At 67.4% G+C, this 19,126-nt stretch carries 19 protein-coding genes; 7 read left to right on the top strand and 12 right to left on the bottom strand.

Features of this window, described 5'->3' with window-relative positions; genetic code table 11:
* Positions 1–3: 3 nt before the first annotated feature.
* The 11 genes from QXK92_RS22825 to QXK92_RS22775 all read right to left on the bottom strand — a co-directional run bounded on the left by QXK92_RS22825 (position 4) and on the right by QXK92_RS22775 (position 10,681).
* Entirely contained in the window at positions 4–990 is a 987-nt protein-coding gene (locus tag QXK92_RS22825; protein WP_306245469.1) for a xanthine dehydrogenase family protein subunit M, read from the bottom strand.
* Positions 987–1,535 (bottom strand): (2Fe-2S)-binding protein, encoded by a 549-nt coding sequence (locus tag QXK92_RS22820; protein ID WP_306245467.1) that lies wholly within the window; start codon positions 1,533–1,535, stop codon positions 987–989. The genes QXK92_RS22825 and QXK92_RS22820 overlap by 4 nt, the downstream gene beginning before the upstream one ends.
* Entirely contained in the window at positions 1,532–3,838 is a 2,307-nt protein-coding gene (locus QXK92_RS22815; RefSeq protein ID WP_306245464.1) for a xanthine dehydrogenase family protein molybdopterin-binding subunit, read from the bottom strand. Before QXK92_RS22815 ends, QXK92_RS22820 begins: the two co-directional genes overlap by 4 nt.
* 143 nt (positions 3,839–3,981) lie before the next feature.
* A complete protein-coding gene (locus QXK92_RS22810) occupies positions 3,982–4,608 on the bottom strand; it encodes a TetR/AcrR family transcriptional regulator (RefSeq protein ID WP_306245462.1) in 627 nt (208 codons plus the stop codon).
* Positions 4,609–4,616: 8 nt separating this feature from the next.
* Positions 4,617–5,786, bottom strand: a complete 1,170-nt coding sequence (locus QXK92_RS22805) for a lipid-transfer protein (protein WP_306245460.1) — start codon at positions 5,784–5,786, stop codon at positions 4,617–4,619.
* Positions 5,786–6,238: a MaoC family dehydratase gene (locus QXK92_RS22800; RefSeq protein WP_306245458.1), complete on the bottom strand. Its 453-nt coding sequence runs from the start codon at positions 6,236–6,238 to the stop codon at positions 5,786–5,788. The genes QXK92_RS22805 and QXK92_RS22800 overlap by 1 nt, the downstream gene beginning before the upstream one ends.
* Complete coding sequence (locus QXK92_RS22795) at positions 6,235–7,350, bottom strand: acyl-CoA dehydrogenase family protein (protein WP_306245456.1); 1,116 nt, start codon at positions 7,348–7,350, stop codon at positions 6,235–6,237. Before QXK92_RS22795 ends, QXK92_RS22800 begins: the two co-directional genes overlap by 4 nt.
* A 2-nt stretch (positions 7,351–7,352) precedes the next feature.
* Complete coding sequence (locus tag QXK92_RS22790) at positions 7,353–7,760, bottom strand: Zn-ribbon domain-containing OB-fold protein (RefSeq protein WP_306245454.1); 408 nt, start codon at positions 7,758–7,760, stop codon at positions 7,353–7,355.
* The gene (locus tag QXK92_RS22785; RefSeq protein ID WP_306245452.1) at positions 7,760–8,302 is read right to left on the bottom strand and encodes a MaoC family dehydratase N-terminal domain-containing protein; all 543 of its coding nucleotides are present in this window, start codon (positions 8,300–8,302) and stop codon (positions 7,760–7,762) included. Before QXK92_RS22785 ends, QXK92_RS22790 begins: the two co-directional genes overlap by 1 nt.
* Complete coding sequence (locus tag QXK92_RS22780) at positions 8,299–9,501, bottom strand: acyl-CoA dehydrogenase family protein (protein WP_306245450.1); 1,203 nt, start codon at positions 9,499–9,501, stop codon at positions 8,299–8,301. The genes QXK92_RS22785 and QXK92_RS22780 overlap by 4 nt, the downstream gene beginning before the upstream one ends.
* Before the next feature lie 4 nt (positions 9,502–9,505).
* Entirely contained in the window at positions 9,506–10,681 is a 1,176-nt protein-coding gene (locus QXK92_RS22775) for a cytochrome P450 (protein WP_306245448.1), read from the bottom strand.
* 165 nt (positions 10,682–10,846) lie between these two features.
* On the opposite strand from QXK92_RS22775, the gene QXK92_RS22770 reads away from it, so the two are divergent.
* From QXK92_RS22770 to QXK92_RS22745, 6 genes are all read left to right on the top strand, one after another.
* Entirely contained in the window at positions 10,847–12,340 is a 1,494-nt protein-coding gene (locus QXK92_RS22770) for an aldehyde dehydrogenase family protein (protein ID WP_371934292.1), read from the top strand.
* Positions 12,337–14,580 carry a CaiB/BaiF CoA-transferase family protein gene (locus QXK92_RS22765; protein ID WP_306245447.1) on the top strand — a complete coding sequence of 748 codons (2,244 nt, stop codon included), beginning with the start codon at positions 12,337–12,339 and terminating at the stop codon, positions 14,578–14,580. The genes QXK92_RS22770 and QXK92_RS22765 overlap by 4 nt, the downstream gene beginning before the upstream one ends.
* 88 nt (positions 14,581–14,668) lie before the next feature.
* Positions 14,669–14,878: a hypothetical protein gene (locus QXK92_RS22760; protein WP_306245445.1), complete on the top strand. Its 210-nt coding sequence runs from the start codon at positions 14,669–14,671 to the stop codon at positions 14,876–14,878.
* Between the two features lie 114 nt (positions 14,879–14,992).
* Positions 14,993–15,901, top strand: a complete 909-nt coding sequence (locus QXK92_RS22755; protein WP_306245444.1) for an alpha/beta fold hydrolase — start codon at positions 14,993–14,995, stop codon at positions 15,899–15,901.
* A gap of 2 nt (positions 15,902–15,903) precedes the next feature.
* Complete coding sequence (locus QXK92_RS22750) at positions 15,904–16,716, top strand: triacylglycerol lipase (protein WP_306245442.1); 813 nt, start codon at positions 15,904–15,906, stop codon at positions 16,714–16,716.
* Between the two features lie 10 nt (positions 16,717–16,726).
* Positions 16,727–18,130: an acyl-CoA synthetase gene (locus QXK92_RS22745; RefSeq protein ID WP_306245440.1), complete on the top strand. Its 1,404-nt coding sequence runs from the start codon at positions 16,727–16,729 to the stop codon at positions 18,128–18,130.
* A gap of 87 nt (positions 18,131–18,217) precedes the next feature.
* Here the strand turns inward: QXK92_RS22745 and QXK92_RS22740 are convergent, their stop codons facing one another.
* Positions 18,218–18,463: a hypothetical protein gene (locus QXK92_RS22740; RefSeq protein ID WP_306245438.1), complete on the bottom strand. Its 246-nt coding sequence runs from the start codon at positions 18,461–18,463 to the stop codon at positions 18,218–18,220.
* 75 nt (positions 18,464–18,538) lie between these two features.
* Here QXK92_RS22740 and QXK92_RS22735 point away from each other — a divergent pair, with 75 nt between their 5' ends.
* Positions 18,539–19,042 carry a MarR family winged helix-turn-helix transcriptional regulator gene (locus tag QXK92_RS22735; RefSeq protein ID WP_306245437.1) on the top strand — a complete coding sequence of 168 codons (504 nt, stop codon included), beginning with the start codon at positions 18,539–18,541 and terminating at the stop codon, positions 19,040–19,042.
* The last annotated feature ends 84 nt before the right edge of the window (positions 19,043–19,126 follow it).

Raw genomic sequence — 19,126 nt, 5'->3', positions numbered from 1 at the left:
GCGTCATCCGGTGCGGTTTGCCGCGCGGTGAAGTGCCCGCATCACACTGTGCTTGGCCAGATCCACTTTGAAGCCGTTCTGGCTCAGCGGGACTGCGCCTTCGAGCGCAAGCTCGGCGGCCGCCAGGAAGTGCTCCGCAACGGGCGCCTTCCCCGTCAGGGCCGCCTCGGCTTCCGTTACGCGCCAAGGCATGGCGGCCACCCCGCCCAGGGCGATCGATACGGATTCGACCGTCTCGTCGACGACGGCGAGTCCGACAGCGACCGATACCAGGGCGAACGCGTAACTGTGTCGATCACGCACCTTGAGATACCAGTAGTTCTGCGCGTAGGGGGAGGGAGGAAGCTCGATCCCGGTGATCAGTTCGCCCGGCCGTGTCGAATTGTCGTGCTGCGGGTCATCGTGCGGCAGCCGGAAGAATTCTCCGATCGGGATGACGCGGGTCCCCGCGGGCGACTCGACATGCACGACTGCGTCCAGAATCGCCAACGCGACGGCCATGTCGGACGGGTGCACGGCGGCGCATGTGTCGCCGGCACCGAACAGCGCGTGTTCACGGTTGAAGCCGGTGAGTGCCGCGCACCCTGAGCCGGGCTGCCGCTTGTTGCAGGCAGGGAACGCCGGGTCCATGAAGTAGGCGCAGCGGGTCCGTTGCATGAGATTGCCGCCGGCGGTGGCCATGTTCCGCAGCTGGGTGGTGGCGCCGGACAGGATCGCCTGGGACAGAACGGGATAGTGGCTGCGGATCAGGTGATGATTGGCGATGGCGCTGTTGGTGGTGCCGGCGCCGATCAGCACGCCGCCGCGCTCAGTTGTGGTGATGTGGCGCAGATCCAGCCTGCCGATGTCGACCAGGGATGCGGGTTCTTCTACTCCCCGTTTCATCAGATCGAGGAGATTCGTCCCGCCCGCGTAGTACGTTGCGCCGGTCGCGGCGCGGGCGATGGCGTCCTGTGTCGAAGCGGCACGGTAGAACTCGAACGTTCTCATCGATCGCGGCCGTCCAGGCAGGAGGCAATCGCGGCGACGATATTGGGATACGCGCCGCAGCGGCAGATATTGCCCGCCATACGTTCCCGAATCTCGTTGTGCGTCAGCCGCTCCGGGCCCTCGGCGATGTCGGCCGGAGTTTCGTCGAAGGAGGCCACCGACAGGTCGCCGCGGGCATGTTCGCGCAGCAGTGCGTGCGCGGAGCTGATCTGCCCGGATGTGCAGTATCCGCACTGGAATCCATCGTGCTCGATGAACGCTTCCTGCAGCGGGTGCAACCGGTCGCCATCGGCGAGGCCCTCGATGGTCGTGACGTCGGCTCCGTCGATCGTTGCCGCCAGTGTCAGGCAGCTCAGTACGCGTTCGCCGTTGATCGCTACCGTGCAGGCCCCGCAGAGCCCGTGGTCGCAGCCCTTCTTGGTGCCTGTGAGGTGCAGGTGTTCCCGAAGCAGGTCGAGCAGGGTGGACCGGATGTCGGCGGCGACGGTGTGCGGGGTGTCATTGACGGTCAACTCGATGGGGTGCGGGTGAGCGGCAGGAGTCATCGGCGGACCTCTTCGACCTCGGAGGTGAACGGGGACATCAGGTTTTCCAGGGTGATCGGCAGGTCGCGCAGCCGTCGGCCGGTGGCATGGAAGATGGCGTTGACTACCGCCGCGGGCACGCCGCATATGCCGATCTCGCCGATGCCCCGCGCCCCGAACGCATCGAGCTGGCGATCGGCGCTGTCGATGAAAGAGATGTCGAAATCAGGGACGTCCGCGTGGGTCGGGACGTAATACTCGCCCAATGCGTGATTCGTGTCCGGGTCGTACGGCACGTGTTCCATGAGCGCCATGCCGAGTCCGAAGGTGATTCCCCCGATCACCTGGCTACGAGCCAGTTTCGGGTTGATGACCGTGCCGCAGTCCATCACCCCGACCCATCGTGTGACCGTCGCGCGGCCGATCTGTTCGTCGACTTCGACCTCGCAGAAGTGAGCACCGAAAGACTGCGGGACGGGCCCGTCCGTGGGACCTCCATCGCTGACCCGCACGAAGTCCAAACCCGCCAGCAGCTCAGGCGACGCGGTGGCCAGTAGCGCGGTGACTTGCATGGGACGCATCGCCGCGTCCGAACTGACCACCGCTCCCGCTCTGACGTCGAGAGTGCCCGGATTGCAGTCGAAGTAGGGAGACTGCGGATCCGTCACGGCCAGCGAGAGCAGGCGTTGCTTCCACTCTTGCGCGGCCTCGTAGACCGCGGAACCGACGGTCGCGGTGGTTTGCGATGCGCCGCTGTACGGCGCTTCCGGGAAAGAGGAGTCTCCGGATACAAAAGACACCTGGTCCAGCGGCATGCCCGAGGCATCCGCGGCGAGCTGGCACATGACCGTTCGCACGCCATTGCCCACCTCGTGGGTGGCCGAAGCGAAGATCAGATGACCATCGCGGTCGGTGGTGACGCGGCAGCCCGCCGGCATCCTGCGCCCGGGATAGGTGGCGGTGGACATACCCCACCCGACCTGAATTCCATTGCGGTGCAGTGAACGAGGCGACACGGGTCGTGACGGCCAGCCGAACCGTTCGGCGCCCTGGCGATAGCAGTCCAGTAGATGGCGCTGAGACCACGACCTGCCGGTTGCCTGGTCTTGGGGTGCGTCGTTGAGCAACCGCAAGTGCACCGGGTCCGTCCCGAGCGCGTAGGCGAGCTCGTCCATCGCCACCTCGAGCGCGAACAGACCGGGAGCCTCGCCCGGCCCTCGCATGAAACATGGTGTCGGAGTGTGAGTTCTGCCGACGGTGTGGGAGACCACCAGCCGCGGCGACTGATACAGGAAGCGGGTGGACAGTCCCGCCGGTTCGCAGAAGTGCGCGACGGTCGAGGTGGTGGTCAGGGTGTGGTGCTCGATGCTGACCAACCGGCCGCTGTCGTCAGCGACCAGTCGCAAATCCTGTTCGGTGGGCGGACGATGCCCGGTCGAGGTGAACATCTGGTCGCGGCTCAGTACCAGCTTGACCGGGCTGCGTGCCATTCTCGCGGCCAGCGCGCACAGCACCACATGCATCCACAGGAAGCTCTTCGATCCGAATGCGCCGCCCACTACCGGCGAGATGATCCGGATCTGGTCGGTGGAGATTCCGAGATGCGCTGCCAGGACCCGACGTTCGCCGGCTATCCAGCGCGTGCTGTCGTGGATCGTCAGCCGATCGCCCTCCCAGGATGCGATGCAGGACGCGAGTTCGATCGGATAGTGTGCGTTCTCGGGTGTCGTGAACCGCGCGCTGATCCGGGTCCCGGTGTTCGGCTCGTCTGCAGGGCCGCGGCGGTCCTGAAGCTTTTCCTCCGGCAGTTTCACAAAATGGTCGGGCCGATACCAGCCGGTGCGGATCATGGCGTCACCGCCGCCGCGTGCGGGTTCCGGGTTATCGAGCACCACCTGCTGCGCCGTGAGTGTTGCTGGAAGTTCGCGGTATTCCAGTTGCATCGAGGACGCGGCGAGTGTGGCATTCTCCCATGTGTCGGCAACCACCAGAGCCATGTGTTGGCCGTAGTGCTGAACCGTGAGATCTGCCAGCGGCGGGCGACGCTCCACCGGCAGATCCCAGCTGATATCACCTGGAACGGCTTGTAATGCAGGGCAATTCAGCGGCGTCAGGACACAGGCCACGCCGGGCGCGGCACTGGCGGCGGCGGCCGCGGACTCCAGCGACTCTCGAGTGACCCGGCCATGCGAGATGCCCGCCTGCACGAGCACGCCGTACCGCAGCCCAGTTACGTCCGTGTCGGCAGCGTATCGGGCCGCCCCGGTCACCTTGTCGACGCCGTCCACCCTGTCGACGGGGCGACCGATCGCCGTTTCTGACACGCTGCTCACCCCTCCCGTGCTGCAGCCGGTTCTGGATCAGCCGTCCCGCATCCGCCACGTTGCCAAGGATCCTGCCGAACGTGTCCCAACAGGGTACGACGGGGTGTCAGGGTGTGCGACTGCACGAGAAGCTTGCAGGCGGGTCAATGGCCTTCGGTGACCCGGCGCGGCCGGGGGCGATCGCCGGCGAAGCCACGTACCGCGAAGGCGCTGACGAACGCGGCCACCACGCCGGGATCGTCCATATCCCGAATCGGCGACGCGGTGCTGAACAGCGAGAACAGGATGCGCGCGAACCATTCCCCGGCTGCCTCGATGTCGAGGTCCTTGCGTACCTCGCCGGTGAGTTTGGCGGCCGAGAGGTACGGCGCGAAGAAGTCGACGCATTCGCGCAGCAGCAGGGCGGCGTCCTTGGTCAGCAGCAGGCTGATCGCGTCTTCGTCGAAGTACTCCTCGGAGGCGATGGCGCGGCGCGCCTGGGTGACGAATACCGCTGCGTTGGAGAGCTTTTCCTCCAGTGAAGCGCCCCGGGCCATGGCCCGCGACATCTCGCGGTAGAACTGCTCGGAGGCGTGCTCGGCGCAGGCTTCCAGGATGGCACCCTTGTCGCGGAAGTACTCGTAGATGGTGCTGCGGGAGACGGTGGCCTCCCTCGCGATGTCGACGATCGTCGTTTTGAGCAGGCCCTGCTTGCGGAAACAGGCGTACGCGGCGTCGAGGATGACCTCCCGGGTATCGGTTCCCGCAGCTGAAGTGGACGCCTGGGTCATGACCGCACCTAATCGGCCCCAGCGAGGATCAGGCCGCTGGTGGGCACACCGGTACCCGAGGTGACCAGAACGTGTTCGACGTTCTGCACCTGGTTGTAGGACGTGCCGCGCACCTGGCGGACGCCTTCGGTGATGCCGTTCATGCCGTGGATGTACGCCTCACCGAGCAGCCCGCCGTTGGTGTTGATCGGGAAATCGCCGCCCAGCGACAGCCTTTCGATGGTGGCGAAGTCCTTGGCCTCGCCGCGTCCGCAGAAGCCCAGCTCCTCGAGTTGGGTGAACACGAACGGGGTGAAATGGTCGTAGATGAACGCGGTTTGGATGTCGGCCGGTTTGAGCCCCGAATCACGCCACAACCGCTCGGCGACGACGCCCATTTCGGGCAGCCCGGTGATGTCGTCGCGGTAATAACTCGTCATCATTTCGCCGTCGGCGGCCGCACCCTGGGCCGCCGCGGTGATGATGGCCGGCGGCTGACGCAGGTCCCGCGCGCGTTCGGCGCTGGTGATCACCATCGCGACGCCGCCGTCGCTCTCCTGACAGCAGTCCAGCAGGCGCAGCACCGGTTCGATGATCCAGCGCGAATTCTGGTGATCCTCCAGGGTGATGGGGCGTTCATAGAACCACGCGTCGGGGTTGCGGGCGGCGTGCGCCCGGTCGACGACGGCGATGCGGCCGAAATCCTCGTTGGTGACCCCGTAGGTCGACATGTACCGCTGCGCGTGCATCGCCACCCATGCTGCCGGCGTGAGCAATCCGAACGGCGCGTAGTGCGCCATGAACAGCGGCGTCCCCAGGTCGGTGCGACCGCTGCCGCCGAAACGATAGCCGGAGCGTTCGTTGAAGGCACGCCAGCACACCACGACGTCGGCAACGCCGGTGGCGACCGCCATCGCCGCGTGTACGACCGTGCCCGCAGCGGCGCCACCACCGTGATGCACCCGGCTGAAGAAGCTGAGGTCGCCGATGCCGACGTTGCGGGCGATCTCGATCTCGTCACTGGAGTCCATGGTGAACGTGACCATGCCGTCGACGTCGCTGGGCGCCAGCCCGGCGTCATCGAGCGCCGCGCTGACCGCTTCGCACGCCAATTGCAGTTCGCTGCGCCCGGATTCCTTCGAGAACTCCGTCTGGCCGATCCCGACGATGGCCGCCGCGCCGGGCAGGGCACTGCTCATCAGGCGGCTCCGTCCAGCAGGCTGAGCATCGCGGTGCCGGAGACGTGGTTGCCGAGACTGTTGGCGGCCTGGAACGTCACTTCGACGAAGTTCTCGCCCCCGGTACCTTCGGTCTTGCCCGTCACCGTCCCGGTGAAGCGCAACGGGTCGTCCGGAAAGCACGGCACGCCAAGGCGAATCGACAACTTCGTGACCATCGCCTCGGGTCCGGCCCAGTCGGTGAGGAACCGCACGCAGTAGCCGTTGCTGGTCAGGATGTTCATGAACAGGTTCGGCGACCCCTGCTTGTTGGCGTAGTCGCGGTCGTGATGCACGGGCATGAAGTCCCGCGAGGCGATCGCGCCCGCGACGATCATCGTCGTGGTGATCGGGATGTCCATGGGTGTGACCTCGTCACCCTCGGAGATGTCCTGCCAGCGCAGGGTTGTGGTGCGGGTGTGGGTGGCGGTCATGCGGGTCCTTCCGGATAGGTCGCGCCATACGTCGCGCCCAGGTGGGCAAGCTGTTGGGACGCCGGGCCGAGGGTCAGTTCGTTGTGCTTGGCCCACAGGAAATAACGGTGCAGGGGATAGGTGGTGTCGATCCCGATGCCGCCGTGCACGTGCTGGGCGGTGGCGGCCACCCGGGCGCCTGCCTCGGCTGCCCAGAACTTGGCGATGTGGGCGGCGCGGTCGGCCGGGCGGCCGTTGGCGAGCAGCCACGCCGCGTGCCAGGTGGTCCACCGGATCGCTTCGACGTCGATGAAGGCGTCGGCCATGCGCTGTTGCACGGCCTGGAAGCTGCCTATCGGCCGGCCGAACTGTTCACGCTCACTGGTATAGCCGGCCGCGATGTGCAGAGCCCGGTCGACGACGCCGAGCTGGATGGCGCACAGGGCGACCAGGGCGCGGGTGTGCAGCGACTCGATGTCGCCGTCGAGCCGGTCCTGCCCGGAAACCACTGCGCCGTCGAGGAATACATCGGCATGCGGTTCGCCGCTGGTGGTCGGCACGGGACGGACGTCGACACCGGGACTGTCGGTGGCCAGCAGGAAGAGCGCCGTATCGCCGTCCGGGGTCACAGCCGGGATCAGCATGGTGTCGGCCAGTTGCGCGGCGGGTACCAGCTCTTTCACACCGTCCAGGCGCCAACTCGTCCCATCGCGCCGGGCGGTGGTGGCCGGAAACCTCGGATCGGAGCGTCCCGGTTCGGCCAGAGCCGCCGTCAGGATACGGTCGCCGGCCACGACACCGGGCAGGTGGCGGCGCTGCTGCTCCGGATTTCCCTGGCGTGCAATGGGATCGGCGCCCAGAACCAAGGTCGCATAGGCGGGCACCGCGGCCACGCCCCACCCGACCTCGGCCAGCAGCACTCCGAGTTCCACAAAGCCGCCGCCGTTGCCGCCCACTGATTCCGGCAGAGCGGTGCCGAGTAGGTCGGCGGCCGCCAGTTCCTTCCAGAGCGCCTGGTCGAAGCGCACTCCGGCCTCCAGTTCGGTCAGCCGCTCGGGGGTGGCGCGGCGCTCGAACAGTTCGCGGGCGAGCTTGGCTACGGTGTCCTGCTCTTCGGTGAAGGTGAAGTCCATGACTAGCCGCTCGGCCGGAACTGGTGCAACACCAGGTCTCCACTGGCCCCGTCGAAACTCTGGAAGTACACCTCGACAGGCATACCGACAGTGACCTCGGCGGGCTCAACGTCGGTCAGGTTCGACACCACCCGGATGCCCTCCTCGAGTTCCACCAGGGCGACCACGTAGGGGTATTCGAAGAACGGGAATCGGGGCTCGTGCGGCATCACATAGCTGTAGACGGTGCCGCGGCCCGACGACTCGACCGCCTCCCATTCCAGCGAGCGGCAGTGCGGACACATCGGCCGGGGCGGATGGCGCAGGGTGCCGCAGCCGCTGCAGCGCTGGATCAGCAGCTTGTTGTCCCGCAACCCGTTCCAGTAGAACTCGGAGTCCGGGCTGACCGTTGGCGGCAGTCGGGTGGCCATCAGTTGGCCGGCTTGAATCGCAGGACCCGGAATCGCTGCCGGCCCAGCACTTCACCGTGCTGGTCGGTATAGGTGGTCAGCCAGGTGAGGAAGAAGCCGGTGCCCAGCGCGGTCGTCTTCTCCTCCGACACCGACTCGTACACCGCCGTGGAGCTGATGACGTCGCCCAACCGCGGGTAACGCTCGATCTCGAACTCGGAGTTGGTGGCCACGGTGCTGGTGTATCCGGCCTCATCCAGAAACGCCGTCGGGTTCGCGGCGATCTCGACCGGGGCGCCGCCGCGCTCGCCGATCCCCTCCAGCTTCGGCGACGGCATGATCCAGGTCTGCAGCATCACCGGCGGCGACACGATGCCGCCGAACCGTGACGTCGCCGCGAAATCCGGGTCGAGGTACACCGGATTGAAGTCGGCAAGCGCGTGCGCCCAGTGCCGGATCATCGGTTGATTGACCGGATCGGGCGCCAGCTGGGCCTTTCCGGTGCCTCCAGTGGGTTGGCCGACCAGGGCCCGCACCTTGGCTTGTAGCTCAGCGTCGGTCACTGAGTTCCTCCTGACTTCTCGGTTGCTCGAAGATCACGCGGGGCCCGCGGCATGCCGAGGCCGGCCATGGCGATGATGTCACGCTGAATTTCGTTGGCACCGCCACCGAATGTGTTGATCACCGCCTGCCGGTACGCCGATTCCAGCGCGCCCCGCAGTGGCGCCTGCTTGCCGCGACGTATCCCGTTGCCGTCCAACACCTCCAGCAGCTGCCGGGCGACCTGCTGGGTGAGCTCGGTGCCGAACACCTTGGCCGCCGACGCTTCGCCCATATTCAGAATGCCCTTCGTCAAGGCCGCGTTCACCCGCAGGTTGACCAGCTTGTAGGCGGCGACCTGAGCTTCCACCCGGGCCAGCGCGAGCTGAACCCAGGGCTGGTCGATGACCCGCCCCCCGTCGAGTTCGGTCTCGCGGGCCCACTGCAGCGTCTTCTCCCACAGCGGCTCCAGTGCCCCGAGGTTGCCCAGCGCGGCGCGTTCGAAGTTGAGCTGGGTGGTGATCAGCTGCCAGCCCTGGTTCTCCTCACCGACCAGTGCGCTCACCGGCACCCGGACGTTGTCGTAGAACGTGTAGAACGTGGAGATGCCGGGCATGGTGTGCAGCGGCTGCCACGAGAACCCGGGCGACGAGGTCGGCACGATAAGAATCGAAATGCCCTTGTGCTTCTTGGCATTCGGGTCGGTGCGGACGGCGAGCCAGACGTAGTCGGCGTAGGCGGCGCCGCTGGTGAACATCTTCTGGCCGTTGATCACGTATTCGTCACCGTCGCGGACGGCGGTGGTGCGTATCGACGCGAGATCACTGCCGGCTCCGGGTTCGGAATAGCCGATCGCGAATTCGACGCTGCCGTCCAGGATCGCGGGCAGAAACCGCTGCTTCTGCTCCTCGGTACCCTGCTGCATCAGGGTCGGGCCCACGGTGTTGAGTGTCACCAGCGGGATCGGCGCGCCGACCCGGCGGGCCTCCTCGGAGAAGATGAACTGCTCAATCGCCGAGAAGCCGCGTCCGCCATATTCTTTCGGCCAGCCGACGCCGAGCAGGCCGGCCTGCGCCAGTGCACGCACGGTGTCGCGCACCGCCGGTCCGCCCTCGATGTTCTCGCCGATCGCTGCCAGTCGCTCGGGCGTCATCACCTGTTCCAGCGTGGCCCGTATCTCCGCACGCAGCTGCTCCTGCTCGGGCGTGTATTCCAGGTGCACCGGCTCAGGCCCCCAGCCGAACGGGCATCCGCTTCACCCCGGGCACCATGGTGGCTTTCATCCGGTCGACGTCACCCGCCAGCTCGAGCCGGGGATAGCGGCGCAGCAACTCCTGGAAGAAGACCGTCGCTTCCAGCCGTGCCAATTGCGCTCCGATGCAGGAGTGTTCGCCGCATCCGAACGCGATGTGGGGGTTGGGGTGACGCGTCACCCTGAAGTCCTCTGAGTCAGCGCCGAAGACATCCTCGTCGCGGTTGGCGGACCCGTACAACATGGTTACCACCTCACCCTCGCGGATCAGCCGGCCACGAATCTCGGTGTCGGCGGTCGCCACCCGCGACATGCTGACCACCGGGCTGGTCCAGCGCAACATCTCCTCCACCGCACCGGGAATCAGCGTCGGGTCCTCGATCAGCAGGCGGCACTGGTCGGGGTGCTCGATCAACGCGAGGGTGCCCAGCGCGATCAAGTTGCGGGTGGTCTCATTTCCCGCAACCAGCAACAGGAACGAGAAGTTCAGCAGGTCCTCGTCGGTCAGGCGGTGCTCGTCGATCTCGGCATCGGCCAGCACTGACAGCAGGTCGTCGCGCGGTTCGACGCGCCGTGCCGCGATGAGCTTCTGGAAGTATTCGAAGAGCTGGCCGATGGCCACGAAGGCGTCGAGTTCGATTTCGGGATCAGCCGTGCCGGTGGCGGCGTCCGACCAGGCCCGGAACTGCTCCCAATCCTCGGCGGGGGCGCCGATGAGCTCGGCGATCATCCGGGTGGGCAGTGGGGCGGCGATCTGTTCGGCGAACTCGTACACCGAGCCCGGTTCGATCCGATCGAGGATGCCGCCCACGATTTCGCGGATCTTCGGTTCGAGGACCGCGACGCGCCGCCGGGTGAAACCGGAATTGATCAGCTTGCGCATCTGCCGGTGCCGCGGCGGGTCGGTGAAGATGAGGTTGCCCTCCTGCACCGGGTTCGGCACGTTCGGATCCGGTATCGAGATGCCTTTGGTCGAGGTGAACAGCGCGGGGTTGCCGGAGACGTAGCGAATGTCCTCGTACTTCAACAACGCCCAGAATCCGGTGTCGTTGTTCCAGTGCACGGGCGAGGTCGCGCGCAGCTCCCGGTAGGCCGGGTAGGGGTCGCCGGCGTAGAAATCGGGGGAGTGCAGGGGAACATCGGTGAGCACAGCGCCTCCCTGCAATCCGACACATTGCCACAAAGTGTCCTGTGGTTCGTGTCTACTCTGGGTCGCGCTGCGCTGTCAACAGCAAGACAACGCCTTGAAATCGCCTGCAATTCATCATGGGGATCATTGACCACGGGTCCCGGCGGGTGTACACCAGGTTGATAGATGACCGACGTTGGGGTGAGGAAGCAGATGGCCGAACTACCGCCCAGTGGACTGATCGACACCTATCAGCTGTACATCGACGGCACCTGGGTGGAACCCGAAGACGGCCGCTACGACGACATCTCGCCGGCCACCGAACAGGTCATCGCCACCGCACCGGACGCGAGCGTCGGTCAGGTCAGTGATGCTGTCGGTGCCGCGCGCCGGGCGTTCGACGAGGGGCCGTGGGCCACCATGAGTGCGCAGGAGCGCGCGAACTGTCTCAGCCAACTGGGCGACGCGCTGCTCAAATATGCCGACGACTTCTTCGCGCTGTCCCAGGTGGAGTGGGGCTGCACAGCCAACGAACGGATGATGCAGATCGACGGTGCCGCGTTCATGTCCATGCATGCCGCGCAACTCGCCACCCAGCTCGCCGATGAGACCGTCACCGGGATCGGCGCCGGGAAGACGGTGCTGCGCCACGTGCCACTCGGCGTCGTCTCGGTCCTGACACCCTGGAACTTCCCGCACCTGCTCAACGTCATGAAGCTCAACCATGCGCTGACTGCGGGCAACACCGTTGTCCTCAAGCCGTCACCGCTGACCCCGCTGGCCGGGCTCGCCCTCGCGCGACTCATCGACGAGCACACCGACTTTCCGCCGGGTGTGGTCAATGTGGTCACCCCGTCGGGACTCGAGGCGGCCCAGCTGCTCACCACCGATCCGCGGATCGACATGGTCAGTTTCACCGGCAGCACGGTCGTCGGCCGCCAGGTGATGTCCGCCGCCGGGGACTCGTTGAAGCGGCTGCTGCTGGAGCTCGGTGGCAAGTCGGCGTGCATCGTCCTCGACGACGCCGACGTCACCGACGACATGCTGCAGAAGATGCTGTTCGACTGTTGCTCAATGCATTCCGGCCAGGCTTGCATTCTGCAGAGCCGGCTGTTGCTGCCCGATTCCCTGCACGACGAGGTCGTCGAGCGGCTGGTGGGACTGGCCCGGGACGTCAAGGTCGGGGATCCCGCCGATCTCGATGTGCAGATGGGTCCGTTGATCAGTGACGCCCAGCGCGGCCGGGTGGAGGCGCACGTCGCCGGAGCGCTGCGCGAGGGCGCCGAGCTGGCCACCGGTGGCGGACGGCCGGCTGGCCTGGACACCGGCTTCTACTTCGAGCCGACGGTCCTCACCGGCGTCAAGCCCGATTCCGCGATCGCCCAGGAGGAAGTGTTCGGGCCGGTGTTGAGCGTGCTGCGCTACCGCGACGACGACGATGCGGTCGCCATCGCCAACAACTCTCGTTACGGCCTGTCCGGTTCGGTGTGGGGCGGCGACCTGGACCGCGCGGTCAGCGTGGCCCGCCGCATCCGCACGGGGCAGGTTGCGGTCAACGGCTGCGGCCCCGGCGCCGCACCCTTCGGCGGTTTCAAGCTCAGCGGCCTGGGTCGGGAGGGCGGCGGAATCGGCGGGGTGTATCAGTACATGGAACAGATGGCTATCGGAGTGCCCGCGTGAGTGGTCCCCTCACGGGGCTGCACGTCGTCGAAATCGCGACCGGAATCTCCGGTCCTTACGCCGCAAAGCTTTTGGCCGACCTCGGTGCTGAGGTCATCAAAATCGAACCGCCCGAGGGTGATTCACTACGGCTCTGGGGGCCGTTCCCCGAGCCCGCCGCCGGCCGCCACGGTGGTCTGTTCGAGTATCTCAACGCCGGCAAACGCGGTGCCACTTTCGATCTCGCCACGCCCGATGGGCAGGCGGGCGCCCGCGAACTCGTCGCGGGGGCGCATGTCCTGATCGAGAACCTGCCGCCCGGAGTGCTGCAGAAGTTCGGGCTGGAGCCCTCACAAGCGTTGCAGGTCAGCATTTCTCATTTCGGTCGGACCGGGCCGTGGCGTGATCGGGCCGCGACCCCGCTGACCATGCAGGCGGTGTCCGGGTGGATCAGCGCCCGCGACCCGGACCGCCCGCCGGTGCAGGCCGGTGCCCGGATCTCCGAGTACGTCGCCGGGGCCTACGCCGCGCTGGGGGCCTTGACGGCGTTGCGGCTTGACGGCCGCGTGGTCGACGTATCGGAGTTCGAAGCGCTGCTCTCGACGTTGCCCTACCCGATGCTGATGTCCGAGCGGATGCGCAGTCTGGGGCTGCCCCCGAATCAGCGGTCCGCGCCGATGCTGGGCGTGGTGCGGGCGGCCGACGGCTGGGTGGGAATCAACTGCCTGACCGGGCAGCACTGGCTCGACGTGTGCGCGATGCTCGGGCTACCGGAGTACGGCGAACACCAGATCGCGATCATGCTCGGCGGTCCCGAACGCGCCGAGTTCTTCGCCGCGGCAGAGCCATTGCTGATACAGCGCACCGTCGCCGAAACCGTCGACCTGTGTCAGGCGATGCGCATACCGGCCGCACCGGTCCACGACGGCGCCACCGTGCTGGACTGCCCGCAGTACGCCAAGCGCGGCTTCTTCATCGAGACCGCTGGCTTCCGGCGTCCCGGTGCGCCGTTCCGGATGTCCAAAACCCCTGTGGCGCAACCCGAACCGGCACCGCGGCCCGGTGGCCGGGCGCGGTGGTCGGGCAGCGGCCGACCCTGGCCGCCCGCAACGGGTTCCATGCCGTTTGCCGGACTGCGAGTGCTCGACCTGAGCACCTTCTGGGCCGGCGCCTATCTGACCTGCTATCTGGGCGCCTTCGGAGCCGACATCATCAAGGTCGAGTCGATTCAGCGTCCCGATGGGCACCGCTACTCGGGCGCCTACCCCTTCGAAGGTGAGGACTGGTACGAGCGCAGCGCCCTGTGGCAGGCGACCAATCTCAACAAGAAAGACATCACCCTCGACCTCACCGCACAGGGCGGACGCGACATCGCTCACCGGTTGGCCGCCGACGCCGACGTCGTCGTCGAGAACTTCTCGCCGCGCGTGGTGGAACAGTTCGGGCTGGACTACGAGTCCCTGATCGCGATCAAGCCGGACGTGATCGCGGTACGGATGCCCGGCTTCGGGTTGGAAGGGCCCTGGCGCGACTACGTCGGGTGGGCACTCAACATCGAACAGGCATCCGGGATGACAGCAGCCACCGGCTACGCCGAGGGGCCGCCGTGCAACCTGCAGGGTCCGGCCGACCCCGTCGTCGGTGTGCACGCCGGGGTGGCACTACTGGCCGCGCTGGAGCACCGGCGCCGGACCGGCGAGGGGCAGCTGATCGAGATCGCCCAGATCGAGGTCGCCGCGTGCGTGACCCCCGAACCGGTGATCGAGTATTCGATGAACGGTGTCGTGCTGCCGCGCCCCGGCAACCGGCTGCGCGGCTACCTGCAGGGCGTGTACCCGACGATCGACGAGGACGTGTGGGTCGCGGTGTCGCTGCCCGACGAAGGCCTGCTCGACCACGACATGTTCGACGACCTCGTCGCCGGGTGGACGCGTACCCGAAACTCCGCCGACATCGTCGAATCGCTTCGCGCACAGGGTATCCCGGCCGAAGAGCTGGCCACCGGCGACCGGATGTACGACTTCGCCCAACTCGACGCGCGGCGGTTCTACCAAGAGTTCACCCACCCGGTCACCGGACCGCGGCGCTATCCGGGGTGGCCGTTTCGCATCACGCCCGGGCCGCCGAGCCACCACCGCGCCGGTGCGCCGACCCTGGGCCAGCACAACGACGAGATCCTGCGCGGGCTGGGCCTGTCCGACGACGAGCTCGCCGCCCTGCGCGCGCAACGGGTCATCGGGGAGCGGCTGCCCGGCGACTGACACTCAGCCTGCCGTTCGCGCTGCCGGGCGTGAAGCCAGCTTCACGGTCGGCGCGGTTTGCCGTGACGGCGCCATCTACCGTGACGGAGTGACGTGGAAGAGGTGCGAGGGCAGGGCGGTCGCGGACAGTGCCCTCGGTGAAGACGCGCGGGACGCCCAGCTCGAGGACTACATCCGCATGCAGAACCCGCAGCTGACGGACATCAGGCTGGCGTCGGCCACCCCGCTGGACGAGGCGGACACCGGCGGGCACCCACCCCGGCAGTGGTACCGCGTCGTCTACCTGGCCAACGACTGAAACCCTTTGAGCTGCACAAATCCGTGATCCGATGCGAGAGTGTATCGGATATCACGTCCCGAAACCGCTCGAAAGGGGTGCATCGCGCCCCATCCGCATGACAAGCTGCACGGCATGGTTGTCGCGATCGCCCGTCCCAAGATCGAAGGAAGCATCGCCGTCGGGGAAGACCGGCAGATCGGCTTCGCCGAGTTCGGCGCGCCGCAGGGACGCGCCGTTTTCTGGCTGCACGGCACACCCGGCGCCCGCCGGCAGATCCCGACCGAGGCCCGGGTCTACGCCGACCACCACAACATCCGCCTGATCGGCGTCGACCGGCCCGGCATCGGCTCGTCGACGCCCTACCAGTACGAGGCCGTTTCGGCCTTCGCCGACGACCTGCGCGCCATCGCCGACACCCTGGGCATCGACAAGATGGCCGTCGTCGGGCTGTCCGGCGGGGGGCCGTACGCCCTCGCGTGCGCCGCCGGGCTGGCCGACCGGGTGGTGGCCGCCGGTGTGCTCGGCGGGGTGGCGCCGACCCAGGGGCCGGACGCGATCAGCGGCGGCCTGATGAACCTGGGGCTGCGGGTCGCGCCGTTGCTGCGGCTGGGCGGTAACCCGTTGCGGCTCGGCGCGAGCCTGATGATCCGCGCCGCTCGCCCCATCGCCTCCCCGGCGCTGGACGTCTATGCGCTGCTCTCGCCCGAAGCCGACCGCCATCTGCTCACCCGGCCGGAATTCAAGGCGATGTTCCTCGACGATCTGCTCAACGGCAGCCGCAAGCAGCTCGCCGCGCCGTTCAACGACGTCATCGTCTTCGCCCGCGACTGGGGCTTCCGGCTCGAGGAGGTGACGGTCCCGGTCCGCTGGTGGCACGGCGACCACGACCACATCATCCCGTTCTCCCACGGCGAGCACGTCGTGTCCCGCCTGCCCAACGCCGAGCTGTTCCACCTGCCCGGCGAGAGTCACCTCGCCGGACTCGGCCGCGGCGAGGAGATTCTGGCCACGCTGATGAAGGTGTGGGACGAGGAGGCTTGATCATGCTGACCGAAGCCGCCGACCCGGGCGTCGACCGTCCCGCCTGGTCGGGTCACGCCACCGCCGAAGCCCCCGGGCTGGGACTCTGGCTCACCGACATCCCGCGCGCCGTCGTGGAATACGGCCAGTTGGTCGCCGCCCTGCCGTTACGGCGCAAGCTACCGACCGGCGACGGACATCCCGTTTTGGTCTTGCCCGGACTGCTTGCCGGCGACGGCACCACCTGGACATTGCGGCGCCTGCTCACTCGCCTCGGCTATCAGGCACACGGCTGGGGGCTGGGCGTCAACGTCGGGCCGACCACCAAGGTGGTGGCCGGTATGTCCGCGCTGCTCGACGAGTTGCACCAACGGCACGACACTCCGGTCAGCCTGATCGGCTGGAGCCTGGGCGGCATCTTCGCGCGCAGGCTGGCCCGCCGCAATCCCGCGGCGGTGCGGCAGGTCATCACGCTCGGCAGCCCGTACCGCATGCAGCACGAAGGCCAGTCCCGCGCCGCCCGCCACTTCAACCTGTTCGCGCGTCTGCACGCGGAGCGGCACGAATTGCCGCTGTCCATGGAAAACGAGCCTCTGTTGGTGCCGGCCACCTCGATCTATTCGCGCTACGACGGCATGGTCGCCTGGCAGACGTGTGTCGACGCCACCTCCGACCGCGCCGAGAACATCGCGGTGCTCAGCAGCCACATCGGCTACGGCCACCACCCGGCCACCATCTGGGCCATCGCGGACCGGCTCGCACAGCCGGCCGGCAGCTGGGCCCCCTTCCGGCCGCCGGCGGCACTGCGCCCGTTGTTCCCCGAGCCGCACAGGTAACGTCCCAGACGTGTTGCTGACGTCGCTGAACCCCTCGGCCGTTGCCGCCACCGACATCCCCGACGCGGTCAGGATCGACGGGTTCACCCTGAGTCGCAGCGACCTGGTCGGTGCCGCGACGTCGGTGGCCGAACGGGTGGCCGGCGCGCACCGGGTGGCGGTGCTGGCCGCGCCGACCGCATCGACGGTGCTGGCGATCACCGGATGCCTGATCGCGGGTGTGCCCGTGGTGCCGGTGCCGGCCGACGTGGGGGTGGCTGAACGCCGCCACATGCTCACCGACTCCGGCGCCCAGGCGTGGCTCGGGCCGACGCCCGACGATCCGGAGGGTCTGCCGCACATACCGGTGCGGCTGCACGCGCGGTCCTGGCACCGGTATGCCGAGCCGTCACCGGATTCGGTGGCGATGGTCGTGTACACCTCGGGTACCACCGGGCTGCCCAAGGGCGTGCAGGTCAGCCGGCGGGCGATCGCCGCCGACCTCGACGCGCTCGCCGAAGCCTGGCAGTGGACACCGGACGACGTGCTGGTGCACGGGTTGCCGCTCTATCACATCCACGGCCTGGTGCTGGGGTTGCTGGGATCGCTGCGGGTGGGAAACCGCTTCGTGCACACCGGAAAACCGACACCGGACGGCTACGCCGCGGCCAGAGGCACGCTGTATTTCGGGGTGCCGACGGTGTGGTCGCGGGTGGTCGCCGACGGTGCGGCCGCCGAGGCGCTGCGCCCGGCGCGCCTACTGGTTTCCGGCAGCGCCGCGCTGCCCGTGCCGGTCTTCGAGCGCCTCGAGCAGCTGACCGGGCACCGGCCGATCGAACGCTACGGTGCCTCGGAGTCACTGATCACTTTGTCGACGCGCGCCGACGGGGAACGGCGTCCGGGCTGGGTGGGCCTGCCGTTGCGGGGCGTGCAGACCCGGTTGATCGACGACTACGGCGAACCGGTTCCGCACGACGCAGAGACGGTGGGCAAGCTGCTGGTTCGGGGTCCGACGCTGTTCAACGGCTATCTCAACCGTCCGGAGGCCACCGCCGAGGCGTTCGACCCGCACGGCTGGTACCGCACCGGCGACGTGGCGGTCGTCGACGGCGGCGGCATGCACCGCATCGTCGGTCGCGAGTCCGTCGACCTGATCAAGTCCGGCGGATTCCGGATCGGCGCGGGGGAGATCGAGACCGTGTTGCTCGGTCATCCCGGTGTGGAGGAAGTCGCGGTGGTCGGCCCGCCGGACGAGGATCTGGGGCAGCGGATCGTCGCGTACGTCGTCGGCTCCGCCGCTGCCGATGATCTGATCAACTATGTCGCGCAACAGCTTTCGGTGCACAAGCGACCACGTGAGGTACGTTTCGTCGAGTCGCTGCCGCGTAACGCGCTGGGCAAGGTGCTCAAGAAGCAACTGCTGGCCGAAGGCTGATGCCCGCCGGCCGCCGGGGGTGCGCACAGCTACCGCGAAACGGTTTGTCGGCGATGTGTGCGGCCCCGGCGACGCACGAGTGCGTGGTTACGGAACCATCGCCCAGAAGGGATGAGTGACCGACCAGACCGGGTGAGTCAGATCGTCGGTGTAGTGGTAGATCGGGTGAGTCGGCGGCGGGGTGGGCCGCATCGGACCCACCGGGGAGTGGATCGGGCCCACATTGGGCTGTCCCGGGGCGGCGGTCGCCACAGCCGGTCCTGCCAGAGCAGCCGCCAGGGAGAGGCCGGCGGCACACAACACCCCGGCCGACATGACGCGGATCTTCGACATCTCATGCTCCTTTCGTGATCGTCAACCATGGTTGACAGTTACGACTATAAGAGGGGGTCCGGTACCTTGTCAATGGTGGTTGACGAGCAAAGTCCGCGATCGCCTCAGACCGAGCTTGGCCAGGGCATGCGGATGGCCTGGTGGAGCTATGTCACTCGGATCGACAAGGACATGGAAGAAGCGGGCTTTCCGGAGCGGCGCTTCGCGATGAACTACGTGTTCGCCCTCTATGCGCAGCCGGGGCCGATGACGATATCGGAGATGGGGCGGCAGTTCGACGTCTCACGGCAGGCGGCCAGCAAGGTGGTGGGAGAGTTGCGCCGCGACGGCTATGTGGAGACCGAGGTGTCGGCCACAGACCAGCGCGAGAAGGTGGTCGTACTGACGCCGAAGGCAATCGAGTACGTCACCGCGCGGCGGCGCGCCGCGGCCGACCTCGACAACGCCATCGCCGAACGTATCGGCGACACCGGCCTGGCCGAGTTGGAGCGGCTACTGCATGCGGTCGGCGACGTGTCCACGGCCGGCATCGACTACGACCCCAGCAACGTCTACCGGTCGCCCAAGCTCTGGGGATAGCCGGGATCTATCCCGAAGAACCAGCATCTTCGCAGCTTTTTCACGGCGGTAGAGGGGATTTGACGCCCTAGTCTCAGACGCTGT

Origin of the sequence: Mycobacterium sp. TY815, from assembly GCF_030755135.1 — a bacterium.
Taxonomy (GTDB): domain Bacteria; phylum Actinomycetota; class Actinomycetes; order Mycobacteriales; family Mycobacteriaceae; genus Mycobacterium.
This window is presented reverse-complemented; position numbering and strand designations above follow the sequence as displayed.

What these genes read in the sequence shown, in the direction of transcription:
- QXK92_RS22825 (WP_306245469.1), bottom strand. Translation starts at nt 990, where the DNA reads ATGAGAACGTTCGAGTTCTACCGTGCCGCTTCGACACAGGACGCCATC.
- QXK92_RS22820 (WP_306245467.1), bottom strand. Translation starts at nt 1,535, where the DNA reads ATGACTCCTGCCGCTCACCCGCACCCCATCGAGTTGACCGTCAATGAC.
- QXK92_RS22810 (WP_306245462.1), bottom strand. Translation starts at nt 4,608, where the DNA reads ATGACCCAGGCGTCCACTTCAGCTGCGGGAACCGATACCCGGGAGGTC.
- QXK92_RS22805 (WP_306245460.1), bottom strand. Translation starts at nt 5,786, where the DNA reads ATGAGCAGTGCCCTGCCCGGCGCGGCGGCCATCGTCGGGATCGGCCAG.
- QXK92_RS22800 (WP_306245458.1), bottom strand. Translation starts at nt 6,238, where the DNA reads ATGACCGCCACCCACACCCGCACCACAACCCTGCGCTGGCAGGACATC.
- QXK92_RS22795 (WP_306245456.1), bottom strand. Translation starts at nt 7,350, where the DNA reads ATGGACTTCACCTTCACCGAAGAGCAGGACACCGTAGCCAAGCTCGCC.
- QXK92_RS22790 (WP_306245454.1), bottom strand. Translation starts at nt 7,760, where the DNA reads ATGGCCACCCGACTGCCGCCAACGGTCAGCCCGGACTCCGAGTTCTAC.
- QXK92_RS22770 (WP_371934292.1), top strand. Translation starts at nt 10,847, where the DNA reads ATGACCGACGTTGGGGTGAGGAAGCAGATGGCCGAACTACCGCCCAGT.
- QXK92_RS22755 (WP_306245444.1), top strand. Translation starts at nt 14,993, where the DNA reads ATGGTTGTCGCGATCGCCCGTCCCAAGATCGAAGGAAGCATCGCCGTC.
- QXK92_RS22750 (WP_306245442.1), top strand. Translation starts at nt 15,904, where the DNA reads ATGCTGACCGAAGCCGCCGACCCGGGCGTCGACCGTCCCGCCTGGTCG.
- QXK92_RS22740 (WP_306245438.1), bottom strand. Translation starts at nt 18,463, where the DNA reads ATGTCGAAGATCCGCGTCATGTCGGCCGGGGTGTTGTGTGCCGCCGGC.